We start from the raw sequence: 19,235 nt of genomic DNA, 5'->3' as shown, positions 1-19,235 counted from the left end.
CGGACAATGGGGAGATGGCGGGTTCGGGAGAGCGGGCGCGGCACTGGCAGTACGCGGAGCTGCCCGGTGTGGACCTGCTGCGTGCCCGCTACGTCCGCAAGACCTTCGTGCGGCATACGCACGAACACTTCGTGATCGCCGGTGTCGCCGAAGGAGTGGAGGTCTTCCACCACGGTGGCGGAGACGTGTACGTGGCGGCGGGCTCTCTCGCGCTGGTCAACCCGGACACGCCGCACACCGGTCGGGCCGGTGTGCCCGAGGGGTGGCGGTACGGGGCCGTGTATCCGTCGCCCGAGGTCGTGGCGGAGATCGCCGCGGAGACGACGCTCCTGCGCGGCACGCCGGGATTCGCCAGCCCGGTGCTGGACGACCCCTGCGCCGTCGGCCTGGTCCACCAGGTGCTCCGGGCCGCCGACGAGGGCAACGCGCTGGCCGCCGACACCTTGCTGCGGGTGGCCGTGACCCGGCTGCTGCGGCTGAACGGCGGGCGGTTGCCGGCGCGGGAGGTGCGGACGGCGGGAGCCCGGACGGCGGCACGCGCGCGTGCCGTGCTGGAGGAGCGCATGGCCGCGCCGCCGACGCTGGAGCGGCTCGCCGCGGACCTCGGGACGAGTCCCTTCTCGCTGCTGCGGTCCTTCCGGGACACCTACGGCATGCCGCCGCACACCTGGCTGACGGACGCCCGGGTGCGGCGCGCCAAGCGGCTGCTGGACGCGGGGACGACACCCGCGGAGGCCGCCGTAGCGGTCGGGTTCACCGACCAGCCTCACCTCAACCGGCACTTCTCGCGGATCGTGGGGGTGCCGCCGGGCGCGTACCGGCGTGAGCGGAACGGAGACCGCAAGAACGTACAAGACGTGCGGGGGCGGCTGCTCGTACCGTCCGAGGCGTGGCAGAACGGACGACAGCCGAGGACACGCACATCGCAGGAGCAGGAGCAGGAGCAGGAGCAGGAGCAGGAGCAGGAGCAGGAGCAGGAGCAGGAGCAGGGGTAGCAGGGGGAGCGGGAGAAGCGGCGGGAGCCGCGGGAGCAGCGCATGGGGAGCGGCCGGACAGGGCCGTCGTACGCGACGCCCTCGGAGTCGGGGTCGCCGTGGGCCTGTCCGGGTTCGCCTTCGGGGTGACGTCGGCCGGCAGCGGGCTCACGGTGTGGCAGAGCTGCGCGCTGAGCCTCCTGGTGTTCACCGGAGCCTCGCAGTTCGCGCTGGTGGGCGCGCTCGCGGCGGGCGGCGGCGCCGTCACGGCGGCAGCGGGCGCCTTCTTCCTCGGCCTGCGCAACGCCTTCTACGGCCTGCGCCTGTCCCAGCTGCTGGCCCTGCCGCGCGCGGTGCGCCCGTTCGCCGCGCAGTGGGTCATCGACGAGACGACGGCGGTGTCGCTGGCCCAGCCGACGCGGCGCGACGCGCGCGTGGGGTTCGCCGTCACCGGACTCAGCCTCTACCTGCTGTGGAACCTGACCACGCTGCTCGGCGCGCTCGGCGCGGAGGCCATCGGGGACACCGGCGCATGGGGCCTGGACGCGGCGGGTCCCGCGGTCTTCCTCGCGCTGCTGGCGCCGATGCTCAGGACGGCCACCGAGCGGGCCGTCGCCGCGCTCGCCGTGCTGCTGGGCCTGGGACTGCTGCCCGTGCTGCCGGCCGGTGTACCGGTCCTGGTGGCCGCTCTCGCGGCTCCGGCCGTGCTGTACGTGGCGGGACGGCGCGACACGACGGCCCGCCGCGGGACGCCGGGGGGAGCGCGATGAACGTCTGGATCGCCGTCGCCGTCACCGCCGTCGGCTGCTACGCGGTCAAACTCGCCGGTCTGCTCGTGCCCGCGGGGGTGCTGGAGCGTCCCCTCGTCAGGCGGCTCGCCGCGCTGCTGCCGGTGGCCCTCCTCGCCGCCCTCACCGCGCAGCAGACCTTCGCCGACGGGCACGCGCTCGTGCTCGACGCCCGAGCGGCCGGGCTGGGCGCGGCGGGAGTGGCCCTCGTCCTGCGTGCGCCCTTCCTGCTGGTCGTGGCGGCTGCCGTGGTGGTGACCGCGGGGGCGCGGGCCGTCACCGGGTGAGGGACGGCGGGGCGTCGCGCCGGCACCTACGCGACGCCCCGCGTGTTCCCGCACGGCAGTGGGACGGGGGCGCGCCTGCCGTACGAGGCAGCCGGACTCCCGCGCGCGTGCCGTCACCCGCGCCGGGACCGGGCTCACCCCACGCGGCGGCCGTAGGCCCGCAGGGTGCGCAGTGCCTCGATCGTCACGATCGGGCGCGCCTCCAGGGCGGGCGCGGGGGCCCACCGCCGCCAGCGCACCGGCCAGCCGCCGTCGGTCTGCTGCTCCGCGGCGAGGAAGTCCAGGGACCGGTCCATCTCCTCCTCGGTGAACCACGAGCGCGCGAGGGAGTCCGGAGTCCGGGCGTAGTCGTGCGGGAAGTGGTACTCGCCGGGGGCGTAGCCCGGCGCGACCGGCCGGGCGCCCAGGTCCTCCGGGTCCAGGGCGGCGAGCCGCTGATCGCGCGCCAGGCGGCCCAGGCGGTCGGCCGCGGCCTCGGCGCGCGGCCGGTCGGGCGCGGAGTCCAGGAAGGACACGGCAGCCCGTACCTCGTAGGGGTGGGACCTCTCCAGCGCCTCGATCCGCTGCCAGCAGAAGTCGGTGGCCCGGAACAGCCAGGCGTGCCAGACGGCGTTGCGGTGGAGCAGGCCCACGACCGGCCCGGTGGCGAGCAGGTCGCTCGGCGGGGCGTCGACGACCGGGACGAACGGTGCCGTGGGATAGCCGCGCTGGCTGGGATGGACCGCCGGCAGGGCCCCGTCCGCGGTGGAGACCGACGTCAGGTAGCGGCAGACGCGCTCCACCCGCTGCCCGCCGCAGCGTCCGATGGCGTCCAGGACGTGCAGGGCACGGGCGGTGTGCAGGGGCTGGCTGACCGGCCCGCGCAGGTCGGGCTCGAGCGCGTGGCCGTATCCGCCGTCGCCGTTGCGGTGGGCGTCGAGGGCGGTCTCCACCGGGTCGGCGCTCCCGTTCAGGAAGTGGTGGGCGAAGAGCCGCTGCTCCAGTACGCGCGCGGTGAGCCAGACGAACTGTTCGGCGCGGAAGAGCGGGGAACGCGCCGGGGGCGTAGGGGGGAGTGGGGATACTCCGTTCTCGGCCATGGTCAGACCGTAGGACGGAAAGCGGTCTCGGCAAGCGGTCCCGGCTCGGGCCCACCCCGGGGGCGGGATACTCGAGGCATGCGGTTGACGGTCTTCTGGCAGCGGATGGCGGAGCACTTCGGCGCGGGGTACGCCGACACCTTCGCGAGCGACCACGTGATGGCGGAACTCGGCGGGCGTACGGTGCACGAGGCACTGGCGGCCGGCTGGGACGCCAAGGACGTGTGGCGGGTGGTGTGCACGGTGATGAACGTTCCCCAGGAGCAGCGCTGACCGCCAGACGCCCCCCTGCCGGCCGCGTCGGCCTGCGGGCAGCCGGACCGGGTGGGACGCAGGACCACGGGAGGGCAACCGATCACCGGCCGCGTGCGCGAGACTTGCCCCGTGGCATCCACTGACGAGTCCGGGCAGCTCACCCGGCAGGCACCCCCGCTCGGCACGACTCCGCCCGCCCGGTCACCGGCCGAAGGCGGCAGGCCGGGCGCGCGCATGCCGCGCTGGCTGCCGCGCGCCATGGTGCTCGCCCTGGCGCTCATCGCCGTGTTCCAGCTGGGCAGCTGGGCCTTCCACCAGCTGACCGGCCTGTTGATCAACATCCTGATCGCGTTCTTCCTGGCCCTGGCGATCGAGCCCGCGGTGAGCTGGATGGCCGATCGCGGTCTGCGGCGCGGGCTCGCCGCGTTCCTGGTCTTCCTCGGGTTGCTGATCGTCTCCGCGGGGTTCGTCACCCTGCTCGGCTCGATGCTCGCGGGCCAGATCGTGAAGATGGTCGAGGGCTTCCCGGACTACCTCGACTCGGTCATCAACTGGATCAACTCCACCTTCCGGACCGAGCTGAGACGGGTGGACGTCCAGGAGGGCCTGCTCCACTCCGACTGGCTGCGCAAGTACGTCCAGAACAGCGCCACCGGCGTCCTGGACGTGTCCGCGCAGGTCCTCGGAGGGCTCTTCCGGCTGCTGACGGTCGGGCTGTTCTCGTTCTACTTCGCGGCGGACGGCCCCCGCCTGCGCCGCACGGTCTGCTCGCTGCTGCCGCCGGCCCGGCAGGCCGAGGCGCTGCGCGCCTGGGAGATCGCCGTCGACAAGACCGGCGGCTACCTGTACTCACGCGGCCTGATGGCGCTGATCTCCGGCATCGCGCACTACGTGCTGCTGGAGGCCCTGGGCATCCCGTACGCGCCCGTGCTCGGTGTCTGGGTCGGCGTGGTCTCGCAGTTCATCCCCACCATCGGCACCTACCTCGCGGGCGCGCTGCCGATGCTGATCGCCTTCACGGTCGACCCCTGGTACGCGGTGTGGGTACTGGTCTTCGTCGTGGTCTACCAGCAGTTCGAGAACTACATGCTGCAGCCGAAGCTGACCTCCAGGACCGTCGACATCCACCCCGCTGTCGCTTTCGGCTCGGTCATCGCCGGAACCGCCCTCCTGGGGGCGGTGGGCGCACTGATCGCCATCCCGGCGGTCGCCACGCTCCAGGCCTTCCTGGGCGCGTACGTGAAGCGGTACGACGTCACGGACGACCCCCGTGTCCTCGGGCACCGCACCCGGGGCGGGGGCCAGGGCCTGCTGACCCGCGCGCGTACCGCGTGGGGCCGTACGCGGGAGGGAGCCGCCGGTGTCGCCGGCGGCGAGCCGCCCCGCAGCGGTTCGTGAGTGCGCCGGCGGCGGCAGGGCCGTCCCGCGTGGTGGGTGAGCCGCTGCGCACAGGGCTTCGGGAGCCTGCCCGCAGCGGCAGGTGAGCCCCGCCCCGCAGGGGGCCTGCGCCGGAGGTGCCGAAAGGTGAGCGCGCGCCGTCCGGGCCCGGGAGACCCGGGCCGCTCGCTCATGGTGCGACGTACGCCGAAGGCCGGCAGGCCGCGGTCCGTCTGACCTCGCGCCGCGCGGCCACCCGCGGCAGGCCTCGGCGTGTCTCGGCGGCCGAGCTCCTGAACGGGATGCTCGGGCTTCGGTGGCACGAACACGCGTCCGCCGAACCGCTTCGCCGGAACGGGGGCGAAGGAGACAGTAGCCTCGGAAGAGCCGGGTGACGCGCTTGACACAAAAATCGAACATCCATTCTCATGGAAGCTCCGGCGAGGTGCTCGGCAGTGTGTTCTGTGCCGTTTTCGAGGGATATATGCCCCAGTTGTCCACAGGCCGGACCGGCGTCGGGGCGCATTGTCAGTGGCAGGCGTTAGCGTCTTTGACGTGAAGCGATCGACTCAAGCAAACCGGGTGGAACCCATGGCAGGAACCGACCGCGAGAAGGCCCTGGATGCCGCACTCGCACAGATTGAACGGCAGTTCGGCAAGGGCGCCGTCATGCGCATGGGCGAGCGGTCCAAGGAGCCCATCGAGGTCATCCCGACCGGGTCGACCGCGCTCGACGTGGCCCTCGGCGTCGGCGGCCTGCCGCGCGGCCGTGTCGTCGAGATCTACGGACCGGAGTCGTCCGGCAAGACCACGCTGACCCTGCACGCGGTGGCGAACGCGCAGAAGGCCGGCGGCCAGGTCGCGTTCGTGGACGCCGAGCACGCCCTCGACCCGGAGTACGCCAAGAAGCTCGGCGTCGACATCGACAACCTGATCCTCTCCCAGCCGGACAACGGCGAGCAGGCCCTGGAGATCGTGGACATGCTGGTCCGCTCCGGCGCCCTCGACCTCATCGTCATCGACTCCGTCGCCGCGCTCGTCCCGCGCGCGGAGATCGAGGGCGAGATGGGCGACAGCCACGTCGGTCTGCAGGCCCGCCTCATGAGCCAGGCCCTGCGGAAGATCACCAGCGCGCTCAACCAGTCGAAGACCACGGCGATCTTCATCAACCAGCTCCGCGAGAAGATCGGCGTGATGTTCGGCTCCCCGGAGACCACGACCGGTGGCCGGGCGCTGAAGTTCTACGCCTCGGTCCGCATCGACATCCGCCGCATCGAGACCCTGAAGGACGGCACGGAGGCGGTCGGCAACCGCACCCGCTGCAAGGTCGTCAAGAACAAGGTCGCCCCGCCCTTCAAGCAGGCCGAGTTCGACATCCTCTACGGCCAGGGCATCAGCCGCGAGGGCGGTCTGATCGACATGGGCGTGGAGCACGGCTTCGTCCGCAAGGCCGGCGCCTGGTACACGTACGAGGGCGACCAGCTCGGCCAGGGCAAGGAGAACGCGCGCAACTTCCTCAAGGACAACCCCGACCTGGCCAACGAGATCGAGAAGAAGATCAAGGAGAAGCTGGGCGTCGGTGTCCGCCCCGAGGAACCTGCCGCCGAGCCGGGCACGGACGCGGCGGTCTCCACGACCGGGGCCGCGGCCGACTCCGCCAAGACGGTGCCCGCGCCGACGGCTGCCAAGGCCACAAAGACCAAGGCCGCGGCTGCCAAGAGCTGACCCGTGACACGGCGAACCGACTGGGCCGAGTACGCGCACCCCGACGCCCCGGGGGAGTGGGGGAGAGGCGGCCCCGGCAGGAGGCACGAGGACGGTCATGACGGCACGGAGGCGATGGACGACCGCGACACCCACGCCCCCCGCGGCGGTCGCGGGGGGCGTGGCCGCCGGCGGCGCGGGCCGGCCGGTGAGGACGGAGGCGCTTCTCGCTCGTCGAGGGCCGAGGAGGGGCAGCCCCCGGGGGACCCGGTGGAGCGGGCACGGGCCATCTGCCTGCGCCTGCTCACCGGGACCCCACGCACGCGCAAGCAGCTGGCCGATGCCCTGCGTGAACGAGAGATCCCGGACGACGCCGCCGAAGAGGTGCTGTCGCGGTTCGAGGACGTCGGGCTGATCGACGACGGGGCGTTCGCCGACGCCTGGGTCGAGTCGCGGCACCACGGCCGGGGCCTGGCGCGGCGCGCGCTCGCCCGGGAACTGCGCACCAAGGGCGTCGACTCCGCCCTCATCGACGAGGCCGTGTCGCAGCTCGACAGCGAGCAGGAGGAGGCGACCGCACGGGAGCTGGTCGCCCGCAAGCTGCGTGCCACCCGCGGTCTCGACCGCGACAAGCGCCTGCGCCGGCTCGCCGGGATGCTCGCCCGCAAGGGCTACCCGGAGGGCATGGCGCTGAGAGTCGTCCGGCAGGCGCTGGAGGAGGAGGGCGAGGACACGGGGCTCTGGGACGACCCGGGGTGCTGACCCCGGCCCGCGCGAACCGGCGCCGCGGCCTCACCGGGCACGCCCGTGAGGAGACCCTGGGTACCGGCCGGCCGCACCGGCACCGCACCGGGCGGCGGGGCGGGAGGACGGAGGCATCGCACGGATCCCCGGACGACCGGCCCCCCGGGCGTACCCATCCCGGCGCCTGTACGCCTGGCCGCACGGCCTGCGCCGCCCCGACACCGTCCGCCTGCCACACCGGCGGCTGAACCACGCGCCGGTATCCGCTCACGGAGACGGCGCGCCCGTCACCCCGCGCCGGACCCCGCCGTCGCCTCCGTGCCGGCCGTGGCCTCCGCTTTCGCCGGGCCGCCCAGTGCGGCCTCGGCCGCCGCGTACAGGTCCGCCGGCCGCACCCCGCCGAGGGCGGTCACCAGATGGCCGTCGGGCCGTACGAGCAGCACGGTGTGGGCCGCGGCCCCCGGGTACTCCTCGGCGACGAGCAGTTCCGCCGGATGCGGCAGCGCCGTGACCGCCGCCGCCAGCCGGGGCATGACCCCGGCCGTCATCCAGTGCTTGCGCTCCCACACGCCCGTACCCGGCGCGATCAGCACGACGAGCAGCGCGCCCCGCCCCAGCCGTTCGCGCAGCTGTACGAAGGAACCGTCCTCCGCCGTGACCCGCACATCGGAGACCGGGGCGCCCACGGGCGTGTCGACGGGCACCTCCGCCTCCAGGTGCCGGGCGGCGAGCGGCGAGTCGGCGTACGTACCCGGCTCGCCCAGCGGGCCCCGACCGAGGTGGCCGTCGGAGAGCAGCGCATCGTGGCCACGGGCCGTGCCGGGAACATACGCCCGCAGCCCCCCGCCTCCGCGTAGCAGCGGAAGCACCTGATCGGCGGCGCGCAGCCGGGCGGCGACGGCGGCACGCCGCTCGGTCTGGTAGCTGTCGAGCAGGGCCTCGTGCGGTCCGTGGTGCCAGACCCGGGCCAGCTTCCAGGCGAGGTTGTCGGCGTCCCGCAGCCCCTCGTCGAGGCCCTGGGTGCCCAGCGTGCCGAGCAGGTGTGCCGCGTCCCCGGCGAGGAGGACCCGGCCGGAGCGCCAGCGGCGGGCCAGCCGGTGGTGGACGGTGTGAACGCCGGTGTCGAGGAGTTCGTACGGCGGTGTCGTGCCGTCGTTCCAGCCCGCGAGAGTCTCCCTGATCCGGGTCACCAGCAGCTCGGGCGTGACCAGGTCCTTGCCGGGCGGCAGCAGCCAGTCCAGGCGCCAGACCCCGTCCGGCAGAGGTCGGGCGGTGATCTCGCCGGCGGGCGGGCCCGAGGTCCGCCACGGCGGCATCCGGTGCAGCAGCGCCTCCCCGGGCCGGGGAAGTTCCGTGCGCAGGGCGGCGACGGCATGCCGTTCCACCGCGGTACGGCCGGGGAAGCGGATGTCGGACAGCTTGCGCACGGTGGAGCGCGGCCCGTCGCAGCCGACCAGGTAACTGCCGCGCCACCAGGTCCCCCGGGGACCACGGGTGTGGGCGGTCACGCCGGACGGCTCCTGCTCGACGGTGTCCAGGCGGCTGTCCGCGGCGATCCTGACCAGCCGCTCGCCCGCCAGCGCGGTGCGCAGGGCGCCGGTGACCACGTGCTGCGCGATGTGCAGCGGGGCGGACCGGGCGTCGTCGAAAGTGATCTCGCGCATCACCTGCTTGCGCCGCATCGACCGCCATCCGGCCCAGCGCATGCCGGCCGCGGCGAGCGGCTGCCCGGTCAGCCGCTCGAGCAGCGCGGCGGTGTCCTCGCGCAGCACGACGGTGCGGGCGAGGCGGGGCTCGTCCTTTCCGGGGCCCTCGTCGAGGACGACGGCCGGCACCTCCTGGCGCGCCAGCGCCAGTGCGAGCGTGAGCCCGACGGGCCCCGCCCCGACGACGATCACCGGGTCCACGGCGTGGCGCCCCCTGTCCGCGGCGGTGTCCGGGGGGACATGTGTGAACAGACGGGGGGAGCAGGGTGCACGATCACAGAACGTATGCAACCGAGAGCGGCTGCTTGCGTCAAGTGACGTCGACTGCCGCGTGGCTGAGTGTTGGTCAGCCGAGGGGTGGCCGGGCTCCGGCCGGACCGCGCGGCGGCCGGGGGCGAGGGCACCCGCGAGGCGGTGTCCCGCCCGGACCGGCGGGCGCACCGCGGCGGGCACATCGGGTGGTGGTGGAGCCGCCCCGTGCGGGAGGACGGCACCACCACCCATGGGTCACCCGCAGGTCACCCCTCGGTCTTCCTGTCGGTCACCGGCTCGGGTCCGACGGACTCCAGCTCTTCGAGCTGCTCCGCCGCCAGCACGGTGCCGGAGCTCCTCCTGCCCCGCTGGACCCTGCCGCCCAGCCAGGCGGCGAAGCTGGTCAGCAGGAAGTTGAGCACGACGTAGATCACCGCGACGACGATGAAGCTGGGGATGATGTTCGCGTAGAAGCCGCTCATCGTCCGCACCGAGCGGAGCAGTTCGGCGTATCCCACCATCGCGCCGCCCAGGGCGGTGTCCTTCACGATGACGACGAGCTGGCTCACGATCGCCGGCAGCATCGCGGTGACGGCCTGCGGCAGCAGGATGTTCGTCATCGTCTGGCCCTTGCGCAGGCCGATGGCCTGGGCCGCCTCGGTCTGCCCCTTGGGCAGGGACAGGATGCCGGCCCGGACCACCTCGGCGAGCACCGAGGCGTTGTAGAGGACGAGACCGGTGACGACCGCGTACAGGGGCCGCACGTCGCTGCTGATGTCGGTGAACGTCGCGTAGAACTCGTTCGAGAACAACATCAGGATCAGCACCGGGATGGCGCGGAAGAACTCCACGACCGCGGCGGCCGGGACCCGGACCCACCGGTGGTCGGAGAGCCGGGCGACACCGAACACGGCGCCCAGCGGCAGGGCGAGGACCAGCGCGAGGGCCGCGGCCTTGAGCGTGTTGCCCAGGGCCGGCAGCAGATAGGTGGTCCACACCCGGGAGTCGGTGACGAACGGCTTCCACTTGGCGGCGTCCAACTGGCCCTTGTCTGCCATGACGGCGATCGCCCACCAGCCGACCGCGATCAGCACGGCCAGGAACACCACGGTGTAGACGAGGTTGCGGGCCTTGGCGCGGGGGCCCGGAGTGTCGTACAGGACGGAGGTCATCGCTTCACCGCCACTCGCTTGCTGACCCATCCGAGGATCAGGCCGGTCGGCAACGTCAGGCACACGAATCCGAACGCGAAGATCGCGGAGATGAGCAGCAGCTCGGCCTCGTTCTCGATCATCTCGCTCATCAGCAGGGCCGCTTCGGACACACCGATCACGGCCGCGACGGTGGTGTTCTTGGTCAGGGCGATCAGTACGTTCGCCAGCGGGCCCACGACGGAGCGGAACGCCTGCGGAAGGATCACCAGGGTCAGTACCTGCGTGAACCGCAGACCGAGCGACCGGGCCGCCTCGGCCTGCCCGACGGGAACGGTGTTGATGCCGGACCGCAGTGCCTCGCAGACGAAGGCCGCGTGGTACGCCACCAGACCGAGGACGGCCAGCCGGAAGACCCGCGTCTTGACGTCGTCGGCGGCACCCATGGACACGCCGAAGGTGTCGGCCAGCCCCATCGCGGTGAACAGGATGATGATCGTGAGGGGGATGTTCCGCACCACGTTCACGTACGCGGAGCCGAACCCCCGCATCAGCGGGACCGGGCTGACACGCATCCCGGCCAGCAACGTGCCCCAGATCAGGGAGCCCACGGCCGAGTAGACGGTGAGCTGCACCGTCACCCAGAACGCCCCCAGCAGGTCATAGCCTTGAAGAAAGTCGAACACGATATTCCGTGCTTCCGCCTCGGTGGTTGGCGTGGCACGCCGCACCGAGGCGGTGCGGCGTGCCACCGAGCCGTTGTCCCGGGGTCACCGGGAGCCGTCAGCCCTGCTCGGTGATCTGCGGAGCGGGCTCGAAGTCGTAGTTGGCCGGACCGAAGTTGGCCTTGACCGCCTTCTCCCAGGAGCCGTCGTCCTCCATCTTCTTGAGGGCGTCGTTGATCTTGCCCTGGAGTTCGGTGTCGCCCTTCTTGATGCCGATGCCGTAGTACTCGTCGCTCAGGTTGAGCCCGGCGAGCTTGAACTTGCCCTGGTACTGCTGCTGCGCGGCGTAGCCGGCGAGGATCGAGTCGTCCGTGGTGAGTGCGTCGACCGCACCGCTCTCCAGGCCGCTGAGGCACTCCGAGTAGCCGCCGTACTCCTGCAGCTGGGAGTCGGGCGCGAACTTCTTCTTCACGTTCTGCGCGGAGGTGGAGCCGGTGACCGAGCAGAGCTTCTTCTTGTTCAGGTCGTCACCGGACTTGACGTTGTCCTTCGTCCGGATCAGCAGGTCCTGGTGGGCCAGGAAGTACGGGCCGGCGAAGGACACCTTCTCCTTGCGCTGGTCCGTGATCGAGTACGTGGCGACGATGAAGTCGACGTCACCGCGCCGGAGCAGGTTCTCGCGCTCCTTGCTCGGGGCTTCCTTCCACGTGATGTCGCTCTCGTCGTAGCCGAGCTGCTTGGCCACGTACTTCGCGACGTCGATGTCGAAGCCCTTGTAGCCGTCGGGGGTCTCCTGGCCCAGACCGGGCTGGTCGACCTTGATGCCGATGGTGATCTTGCCTCCGCCGCCGCCGCTTCCGCTGTCGGAGTCACCGCCGCAGGCGGTGGCGGTGAGGGCGAGGGTGAGCGCGACGGCCGAGGCCGCAGTGACCTTGCGGAGGTTCATGCTGGACATCCTTTGCGTGATGGGAGTGGCGGACCGGGCTCTCGGGGCGAGGGGCCCGGCCGGTCAGTGGTGGAGGATCTTCGACAGGAAGTCCTTGGCGCGGTCGCTGCGCGGATTGCTGAAGAACTGGTCGGGCGTTGCCTGCTCGACGATGCGGCCGTCCGCCATGAACACCACGCGATTGGCCGCCGAGCGCGCGAAGCCCATCTCGTGGGTGACGACGACCATCGTCATCCCCTCGCGCGCGAGCTGCTGCATGACCTCCAGGACCTCATTGATCATCTCGGGGTCGAGGGCCGATGTCGGCTCGTCGAAGAGCATCACCTTCGGGCCCATCGCCAGCGCCCGCGCGATCGCCACGCGCTGCTGCTGGCCGCCGGAGAGCTGTGCGGGGTACTTGTCGGCCTGGGTGCCCACTCCGACCCGGTCGAGGAGGGCCCGCGCCTTCTCCTCGGCCCGCTTCTTGTCGGTCCGGCGGACCTTGACCTGACCCAGCATCACGTTCTCGAGCACGGTCTTGTGCGCGAAGAGGTTGAAGGACTGGAAGACCATGCCGACGTCGGCGCGCAGCCGGGCCAGCTCCCTGCCCTCCTGCGGCAGTGGCCCGCCGTCGATCGTGATCGTGCCCGAGTCGATGGTCTCCAGGCGGTTGATGGTGCGGCACAGGGTGGACTTGCCGGACCCGGAGGGCCCGATCACCACCACCACTTCACCGCGGTCGATCGTGAGATCGATGTCCTGGAGCACGTGCAACGCGCCGAAGTGCTTGTTGACGCTCTTCAGGACGACCAGCTCGTCGGTCGCGGCCGAATCCTTCTTGGCCACCGATACTTCGGTCATCGCTTCTGGGCTCCGTCCTCCTCGGTTTCGGAGGACAGTAGAGGGCCTTCCCGACCAGCGTCATTACATCTGAGGGGAATCTGAGCATCACGATCCGATAGCAATCGGACACGTGTCGTAGCACTTGTCACCTGCGGACGTATCGTCCGGATAACGGAAGCCGCGCGCAACCGGAACCCCCTTGACGGCGTCGTCCTCCATCAGCGTGACTGCCATGGTCGCGCGCGCGTGCACGCGTGATCAGAGCGATCGAGACCGTACGGACGATGAACCGAAGGAGGCCGGGATGAGACTTCTGCTCGTCGAGGACGACAACCACGTCGCGGCGGCGCTGTCCGCAGTCCTGGCGCGGCACGGCTTCGACGTCACGCACGCGCGCAACGGCGAGGAGGCCCTGCAGGCGCTGGTCCCCGAGGGCCCCGGATTCGGGGTCGTCCTGCTCGACCTGGGGCTGCCCGACCAGGACGGCTACGAGGTGTGCAGCAGGATCCGCAAGCGCGCGAGCACCCCGGTGATCATGGTCACCGCCCGCTCCGACGTGCGCTCGCGCATCCACGGCCTCAACCTCGGCGCGGACGACTACGTGGTCAAGCCGTACGACACCGGGGAACTGCTCGCCCGCATCCACGCCGTCAGCCGGCGCACCGCGCCGGAGGACGGCACGGGCGGCACCGAGGTCGCGCTGCGGCTGGGCTCCGTGCTCATAGAGCTGCCCACCCGTCAGGTCACCGTGGACGGCGCGGTCGTCCAGCTGACCCGCAAGGAGTTCGACCTGCTCGCGCTGCTCGCCCAGCGCCCGGGCGTCGTCTTCCGCCGGGAGCAGATCATCAGCGAGGTCTGGCGCACCAGTTGGGAAGGCACGGGCCGCACCCTGGAGGTGCACGTCGCCTCACTGCGCGCCAAGCTGCGCATGCCCGCCCTGATCGAGACCGTACGCGGCGTCGGCTACCGCCTCGTCGCCCCGGGCACCTAGCGGGGACCGGTTGCGCACACGCCTGCTGCCGCTGCTGATCGTCCTGATGGCGGCCGTGCTGCTCGCCCTCGGCATCCCGCTCGCCATCAGCCGTGCCGCGGCCGAGCAGCAGCAGGTCGTCGTCGACCGGATCGACGACACCGCCCGCTTCGCGGCCCTCGCCCAGTACGTGACCGAGGCGCCCAGCGCCGCCGGCCGGAACATCCAGGACGACCGTCTGGAGACCCTGAGCCGCGAACTCGCCAGCTACCACGACGTCTACGGCATACGGGCCGGGGTCTTCTACCGCACCGACAGTCCGATGGCCCACGCCCCGGCCGGCTTCTTCCTCCCCGAGGAGGGCGAGGTCCGCAGCGCCTTCGCCGAATCGCTGCTCAGCCGGCGCAGCCACGATCCGCGCCAGGTGTGGCCCTGGCAGCGCGGCCGGCTGGTGGTCGCCTCCCCGGTGATCCGGGACGGGGACGTCGTCGCGGTCGTGGTCACCGACTCGCCCACCGGGCAGATGCGGTCGCGGATCCTGCGCGGCTGGCTGGTGATCGCCGCCGGTCTGGTCGCGGCCATGCTGCTCGCCGTCGGCGCCGCGCTGCGTCTGACCGGCTGGGTGCTGCGTCCCGTGCGCATCCTGGACGCGACGGCGCACGACATCTCCACCGGGCGGCTGAAGTCACGCGTCGCGGTGGCGAGCGGTCCCCCCGAACTCAGGCGGCTGGCGAAGTCGTTCAACGAGATGGTCGACAACGTCGAGGACGTGCTGGAGCAGCAGCGTGCCTTCGTCGCCGACGCCTCGCACCAGCTGCGCAATCCGCTCTCGGCCCTGCTGCTGCGCATCGAACTGCTCGGCATGGAGCTGCCGGAGGGGAACGAGGAGATCGCTTCCGTCCAGGCCGAGGGCAAACGCCTGGCCCGGGTCCTGGACGACCTGCTCGACCTCGCCCTGGCCGAGCACGCCGAGGCGGACCTGAAGACCACCGACATCGGCGCGCTCGCCGCCGAGCGCGTCGCGGCCTGGGCCCCGGCCGCCGAGGCCAAGGGCGTCCGCCTGGCCGGGGACTGCCCGCCGACCACCGCGTGGGCCGACCCGGTCACCCTGTCGTCCGCGCTGGACGCCGTGATCGACAACGCGGTCAAGTTCACGCCCGAGGGGCAGAGCGTGGAGGTCACGGTGCTGGCCGACGGCGCCACCTCCTGCGTCGTCGTCTCCGACCACGGCCCCGGCCTGACCGACGAGGAGCTCGCCCGCATAGGCGACCGCTTCTGGCGCAGCGGGCGGCACCAGAACATCAAGGGCTCCGGCCTCGGCCTCTCCATCTCCCGGGCGCTGCTCGCGGCGGGTGGCGGCTCGATCACGTACGGCCGCCACGAGCCGCACGGGCTGACGGTGACCGTCAGCGTGCCCCGCAGCGGGCCCGCGGCCTGACCGGACGGCGGCCGGGTCCTGTGGGCCGGCCGGTCCCGTGGCCGGCCCCCGCGGCGCGCGGCTCAGCGACCCGCGCTACGGCTTGACCGACCGGTAGTAGCGCCGTGCGCCCTGGTGCAGTGGGAGGGGGTCGGTGTAGATGGCCGTGCGCACGTCGACCAGCTGCGCGGAGTGCACGTGCGCGCCGATGTGGTCGCGGCTCCTGATCACCGTGCGGGTCAGCCACTCGGTCAGCCGGGGATCCACGTCCGTGCGGGTGATCAGCAGGTTGGAGACCGCCATCGTGGCGACGGGGGCGCCGTTCTGCACGCTGGGGTAGGCAGACTCGGGCATGTTCGTGGCGCGGTAGTAGCGCGTGGCACCGCCGTCGCGGTGCAGCCTGGCGACGAGGTCCGCGTCGATCGGCACGAACCGCACGGGAAAGGACTCCGCGAGCTGGCGTACCCCGTTCGTCGGCAGACCGCCCGACCAGAAGAAGGCGTCGATCGCGCCGTGCTCCAGCCGCCCCGGTGCGCGGGCGATGCCGTCCGCCTCCGGCTCGATGTCCTTGCCCGAGTCGATGCCCGCGGCCTGCAGCAGCCGGTCGGCGATGAGCCGTACACCGGACTCCGGCGGGCCGATCGCCACCCGTCTGCCCCGCAGGTCGGCGATCGACCTGATGTCGGAGTCGCGTGGGACGACGAGCTGCACGTAGTCGTCGTACAGGCGGGCCACGCCACGCAGCCGGTCCGCCCCGGGCCCGTGGCGCAGTTCGTACGTGCTCACCGCGTCGGCCGCGGCGATGGTGAAGTCGGCCTCACCGGTCGCGAGCCGGGTGACGTTCTCCTGTGACCCCTCGCTGCTCAGCAGCCGTACCGTCAGGTTGGGCATGTCCTGGGCGAGCGCGCTGCGCAGCCGCCGTCCGTAGTCCTGGTAGACCCCGCTCGCCGTGCCGGTGCTGATCGTGATCCGGCCGCGCGGAGGCTGCTCGCCCAGGGGCAGCAGCCACCACAGCAGCAGGCCGAGCGTCACGACGCCGGCGGCGGCGCCCTGGAGGGCCCGGCGTCTGCCGATGTGCGGGAGATGTGCGGACATGCGGGCGATCCTGCCAGGCCGGGGCCGCCCTGACCAGGGCCGGAGCCCGGAGGGGCGCTGCCGGTGACGGTCGTTACAGTCGGCTCCATGAGTTCCTCGCCCGCCGAACTGGTCCGTGAGTTCCACCGCGCCTTCGGGCTCGCCGCCCGCAGCACGCCGACGGAGGTGTCGCCCGAGCTGGCGGCGCACCGCGGCGAGCTGCTCGCCGAGGAGGCCGCGGAGGTCGCCGAGGTCGAGGTCACCGGCCCGCTCGACCGGCTTGCGCACGAGCTGGCCGACGTCGTCTACGTCGCGTACGGCACCGCTCTCGTCCACGGCATCGACCTCGACCAGGTGATCGCCGAGATTCACCGTTCGAACATGACCAAGCTGGGCCCGGGCGGCCAGGTGGCCCGCCGCGCCGACGGCAAGGTCCTCAAGGGGGAGCACTACGAGGCCCCGGACGTGGCGGCGGTGCTGCGGCGGCAGGGGTGGGCGCCGGGCGGCGGGGCCTGAGAGGGGCCCGCCGACGCGGGCAGCGGGAGGGGTGGGGGCCGGGGAGGAGGCCGAGCCGCTCTGCCGCCGTGTGTTCCGGCCCCCTGCCTTCCCAGGGCTGGTCGGTGCGTCCCCGGGCAGGAGCGGTGAGCCCCTTCGGTGCTGCGGGGGCCACCTGGTGGCAGGTCCGGGATGGCCCGATCCGCAGGACCGAAATAGCATGATTTGCGGACGTCGGTCTCGCTGCGCGGGATTCCCGGGTCAGGCTCCGAAACGGTCACCAGAGGAAGACCCCTACCGGAGGAGAGGCAGTCATGTCGGGACGCGTCGTGGTGGGAGTGGACGGCTCCGAGGAGAGCGTGACGGCGGTGGACTGGGCCGCGGACGAAGCCGCGCTACGGGGCGCCGAACTGCGCCTGGTGAACGCCTCGCTCTGGCAGGAGCACCCCGTCGTGGTGGCCGTCCAGCCGGCCCGCGACGTGCGGGCCGAGCGCGCACGGGACCTGCTGGGCGCCATGACGGATCGGGCCCGCTCCCGCCGGACCTCCCTCACCACCAGCACCGAGGAGATCGAGGACGCGCCCGCCGGCGTGTTGCTGTCCGCCTCCGCCCACGCAGACCTCGTCGTCCTCGGCTCGCACGGCTTCAGCGCCGGCACGGGCTTCACGGCCGGGTCCGTGGGCCAGGCGGTGGCGGCGGAGGCGGACAGCCCCGTCGTCCTGGTGCGCGAGAGCACACCCGACGGCGACGGCGCTGTCGTCGTGGGCCTGGACATCCTGTCGCCCGGCGAGGAACTCCTCGCCTTCGCCTTCGCCTTCGCGGCCCGGCGCTCCGCACCCGTCCGCGTCGTGCACACCTGGCACCTGACCCCCCTGCACCCGCACGGCGGGGGAAGCGCGGCCGAGGAGGCGGGCAAGGAGGCGCTGGGCGAGGCGGTGCGGTCCGTCCGCGAGCGCTTCCCCGAGGTGAAGGTGGAGCTGGTGGCCACCGCCGGACGCGCGGCCGGCCACCTGATCCAGGCCGCGACCGGTTCCGCGATCGTGGTCGTGGGCCGCCGTCGCGGGCATGCGCTGCGCGGTCACATCGGGGCCGTCGCCCACGCGGTGATCCACCATGCCGCCAGCCCGGTCGCCGTCGTCCCGCACACCTGACCCGCGGGCCCGCGGCCCGGTGCGCCATGGACATGCGGGCACCGGCGAAAGCGCGTGTACTGGAGGGGCAGGACGCCCCGAGGAGATCGGACCGCCGCCCATGACCGACCCGGCCACAGGGGCGAGGTGGAGCGGGCGCGGGCCTCCGGTCCGAACCGCAGCCCGGGCGGGCGACCGAAAGCCGCCGTCCGTCTGCCCGCCCATGACACCCGTGCCCCGGCGCCCTTCCGCGCTTGCGCACGCCCCACACCGCTGCACGCCGAGCCGGACACGGCCCCCGGACCGTGCCGCAACCACCTCAACCCGGCGTCACCACGGACGCCTCGCACAGCGGGGAGGCAGACATGACCACCGACACCCCCATGCAACTCGGCATGGTCGGACTCGGGCGCATGGGCGCGAACCTGGTGCGCCGGCTCATGCGCGACGGCCACAGCTGCGTGGCGTACGACCTCGACGCGGACGCCGTCGGGGAACTGGCACAGGAGGGCGCCACCGCCGCGTCCTCCCTGAAGGACCTCGTCGGCAGGCTCAGCAGGCCCCGGAACATCTGGCTCATGGTGCCCGCCGGCGTGGTGCAGCCCACCGTCGACGAACTGGCCGACATGCTCGACCCCGAGGACATCGTCATCGACGGCGGCAACTCCTACTACCGGGACGACATCACCCGCGCCGGGCAACTGCGGCCGCGCGGGGTCCACTACGTGGACTGCGGAACCTCCGGGGGGGTATGGGGCCTGGAGCGCGGATACTGCCTGATGGTCGGTGGAGACCGGGAGGCGGTCCTGCGTCTCGACCCGCTCCTGCGCACGATCGCCCCGGGCGCGGGCAGCGCGGAACCCACCCCCGGGAGGACCACGACGACCGGCACCGCCCCCGACGGCTACCTGCACTGCGGACCCAACGGCGCCGGCCACTTCGTGAAGATGGTCCACAACGGGGTGGAGTACGGGATGATGGCCGCCATCGCCGAGGGGCTGAGCATCATCGAGCACGCCGACGCGGGACTGCGCGACCGCACGGTCGACGCCGAGACCGCCCCGCTGCGGGACCCCGACGCCTACGCCTACGACATCGACGTCGCCGAGGTCGCCGAGGTGTGGCGGCGCGGCTCCGTCGTCGGCTCCTGGCTGGTCGACCTGATCGCCGACGCACTGGCCCGGTCGCCGGAACTGGACGCGTTCGCCGGCCGCGTCTCCGACTCCGGCGAAGGCCGCTGGACAGTGCAGGCGGCGGTGGACGAGAGCGTGCCCGCACCGGTGATCACCGCAGCCCTCTACGAGCGCTACGCCTCGCGCGGGCTGGGCGAGTTCACCGGCAAACTGCTGTCGGCGATGCGCGGCGAGTTCGGCGGGCACGCCGAGAAGGCGGGCTGAAC

Annotated in this window: 19 protein-coding genes; 12 read left to right on the top strand and 7 right to left on the bottom strand. The window is 72.5% G+C overall.

Annotated elements, in window-relative coordinates; all coding sequences use genetic code 11:
• Positions 1-14 precede the first annotated feature (14 nt).
• Genes I3F54_RS01760 through I3F54_RS01750 form a run of 3 tightly spaced genes read left to right on the top strand, consistent with a single transcriptional unit; the run spans position 15 to position 2,049 of the window.
• A complete protein-coding gene (locus I3F54_RS01760) occupies positions 15-995 on the top strand; it encodes an AraC family transcriptional regulator (RefSeq protein WP_240116722.1) in 981 nt (326 codons plus the stop codon).
• Positions 923-1,744: an AzlC family ABC transporter permease gene (locus I3F54_RS01755; RefSeq protein WP_240116760.1), complete on the top strand. Its 822-nt coding sequence runs from the start codon at positions 923-925 to the stop codon at positions 1,742-1,744. The genes I3F54_RS01760 and I3F54_RS01755 overlap by 73 nt, the downstream gene beginning before the upstream one ends.
• A complete protein-coding gene (locus I3F54_RS01750; protein WP_240116721.1) occupies positions 1,741-2,049 on the top strand; it encodes an AzlD domain-containing protein in 309 nt (102 codons plus the stop codon). The genes I3F54_RS01755 and I3F54_RS01750 overlap by 4 nt, the downstream gene beginning before the upstream one ends.
• A 134-nt stretch (positions 2,050-2,183) precedes the next feature.
• Here the strand turns inward: I3F54_RS01750 and I3F54_RS01745 are convergent, their stop codons facing one another.
• Positions 2,184-3,128 (bottom strand): hypothetical protein, encoded by a 945-nt coding sequence (locus I3F54_RS01745; RefSeq protein WP_240116720.1) that lies wholly within the window; start codon positions 3,126-3,128, stop codon positions 2,184-2,186.
• Positions 3,129-3,206: 78 nt separating this feature from the next.
• Here I3F54_RS01745 and I3F54_RS01740 point away from each other — a divergent pair, with 78 nt between their 5' ends.
• The 4 genes from I3F54_RS01740 to recX all read left to right on the top strand — a co-directional run bounded on the left by I3F54_RS01740 (position 3,207) and on the right by recX (position 7,226).
• Positions 3,207-3,401: a DUF3046 domain-containing protein gene (locus I3F54_RS01740; RefSeq protein ID WP_240116719.1), complete on the top strand. Its 195-nt coding sequence runs from the start codon at positions 3,207-3,209 to the stop codon at positions 3,399-3,401.
• Between the two features lie 111 nt (positions 3,402-3,512).
• The gene (locus I3F54_RS01735) at positions 3,513-4,781 is read left to right on the top strand and encodes an AI-2E family transporter (protein ID WP_240116718.1); all 1,269 of its coding nucleotides are present in this window, start codon (positions 3,513-3,515) and stop codon (positions 4,779-4,781) included.
• A gap of 570 nt (positions 4,782-5,351) precedes the next feature.
• Complete coding sequence (gene recA, locus I3F54_RS01730) at positions 5,352-6,485, top strand: recombinase RecA (protein ID WP_240116717.1); 1,134 nt, start codon at positions 5,352-5,354, stop codon at positions 6,483-6,485.
• A gap of 3 nt (positions 6,486-6,488) precedes the next feature.
• Positions 6,489-7,226 carry a recombination regulator RecX gene (gene recX / locus I3F54_RS01725; RefSeq protein WP_240116716.1) on the top strand — a complete coding sequence of 246 codons (738 nt, stop codon included), beginning with the start codon at positions 6,489-6,491 and terminating at the stop codon, positions 7,224-7,226.
• A 269-nt stretch (positions 7,227-7,495) separates the two neighbouring features.
• Here the strand turns inward: recX and I3F54_RS01720 are convergent, their stop codons facing one another.
• The 5 genes from I3F54_RS01720 to I3F54_RS01700 form a co-directional block, all read right to left on the bottom strand.
• Positions 7,496-9,115, bottom strand: a complete 1,620-nt coding sequence (locus I3F54_RS01720) for an FAD-dependent monooxygenase (protein ID WP_240116715.1) — start codon at positions 9,113-9,115, stop codon at positions 7,496-7,498.
• A gap of 317 nt (positions 9,116-9,432) precedes the next feature.
• Entirely contained in the window at positions 9,433-10,338 is a 906-nt protein-coding gene (locus I3F54_RS01715) for an amino acid ABC transporter permease (RefSeq protein ID WP_240116714.1), read from the bottom strand.
• Positions 10,335-11,003 carry an amino acid ABC transporter permease gene (locus tag I3F54_RS01710; protein WP_240116713.1) on the bottom strand — a complete coding sequence of 223 codons (669 nt, stop codon included), beginning with the start codon at positions 11,001-11,003 and terminating at the stop codon, positions 10,335-10,337. Before I3F54_RS01710 ends, I3F54_RS01715 begins: the two co-directional genes overlap by 4 nt.
• 97 nt (positions 11,004-11,100) lie before the next feature.
• Complete coding sequence (locus I3F54_RS01705) at positions 11,101-11,928, bottom strand: glutamate ABC transporter substrate-binding protein (protein WP_240116712.1); 828 nt, start codon at positions 11,926-11,928, stop codon at positions 11,101-11,103.
• 63 nt (positions 11,929-11,991) lie between these two features.
• Entirely contained in the window at positions 11,992-12,768 is a 777-nt protein-coding gene (locus I3F54_RS01700; RefSeq protein ID WP_240116711.1) for an amino acid ABC transporter ATP-binding protein, read from the bottom strand.
• Between the two features lie 286 nt (positions 12,769-13,054).
• On the opposite strand from I3F54_RS01700, the gene I3F54_RS01695 reads away from it, so the two are divergent.
• Entirely contained in the window at positions 13,055-13,741 is a 687-nt protein-coding gene (locus I3F54_RS01695; protein WP_240116710.1) for a response regulator transcription factor, read from the top strand.
• Between the two features lie 10 nt (positions 13,742-13,751).
• A complete protein-coding gene (locus tag I3F54_RS01690; RefSeq protein WP_240116709.1) occupies positions 13,752-15,158 on the top strand; it encodes a HAMP domain-containing sensor histidine kinase in 1,407 nt (468 codons plus the stop codon).
• Between the two features lie 75 nt (positions 15,159-15,233).
• Here the strand turns inward: I3F54_RS01690 and I3F54_RS01685 are convergent, their stop codons facing one another.
• A complete protein-coding gene (locus I3F54_RS01685) occupies positions 15,234-16,232 on the bottom strand; it encodes a TAXI family TRAP transporter solute-binding subunit (protein ID WP_240116708.1) in 999 nt (332 codons plus the stop codon).
• An 87-nt stretch (positions 16,233-16,319) separates the two neighbouring features.
• On the opposite strand from I3F54_RS01685, the gene I3F54_RS01680 reads away from it, so the two are divergent.
• From I3F54_RS01680 to gnd, 3 genes are all read left to right on the top strand, one after another.
• On the top strand, positions 16,320-16,727 hold the full coding sequence (locus I3F54_RS01680; protein ID WP_240116707.1) for a MazG nucleotide pyrophosphohydrolase domain-containing protein: 408 nt from the start codon (positions 16,320-16,322) through the stop codon (positions 16,725-16,727).
• A 293-nt stretch (positions 16,728-17,020) separates the two neighbouring features.
• The gene (locus I3F54_RS01675) at positions 17,021-17,857 is read left to right on the top strand and encodes a universal stress protein (RefSeq protein WP_240116706.1); all 837 of its coding nucleotides are present in this window, start codon (positions 17,021-17,023) and stop codon (positions 17,855-17,857) included.
• A gap of 344 nt (positions 17,858-18,201) precedes the next feature.
• Complete coding sequence (gene gnd / locus I3F54_RS01670; protein ID WP_374205831.1) at positions 18,202-19,233, top strand: phosphogluconate dehydrogenase (NAD(+)-dependent, decarboxylating); 1,032 nt, start codon at positions 18,202-18,204, stop codon at positions 19,231-19,233.
• The last annotated feature ends 2 nt before the right edge of the window (positions 19,234-19,235 follow it).

It is taken from the genome of Streptomyces sp. MUM 2J, assembly GCF_022414535.1.
Taxonomy (GTDB): domain Bacteria; phylum Actinomycetota; class Actinomycetes; order Streptomycetales; family Streptomycetaceae; genus Streptomyces.
Note: the sequence above shows the minus strand (reverse complement) of the source record. Positions and strands in the feature narration are given on the sequence as shown.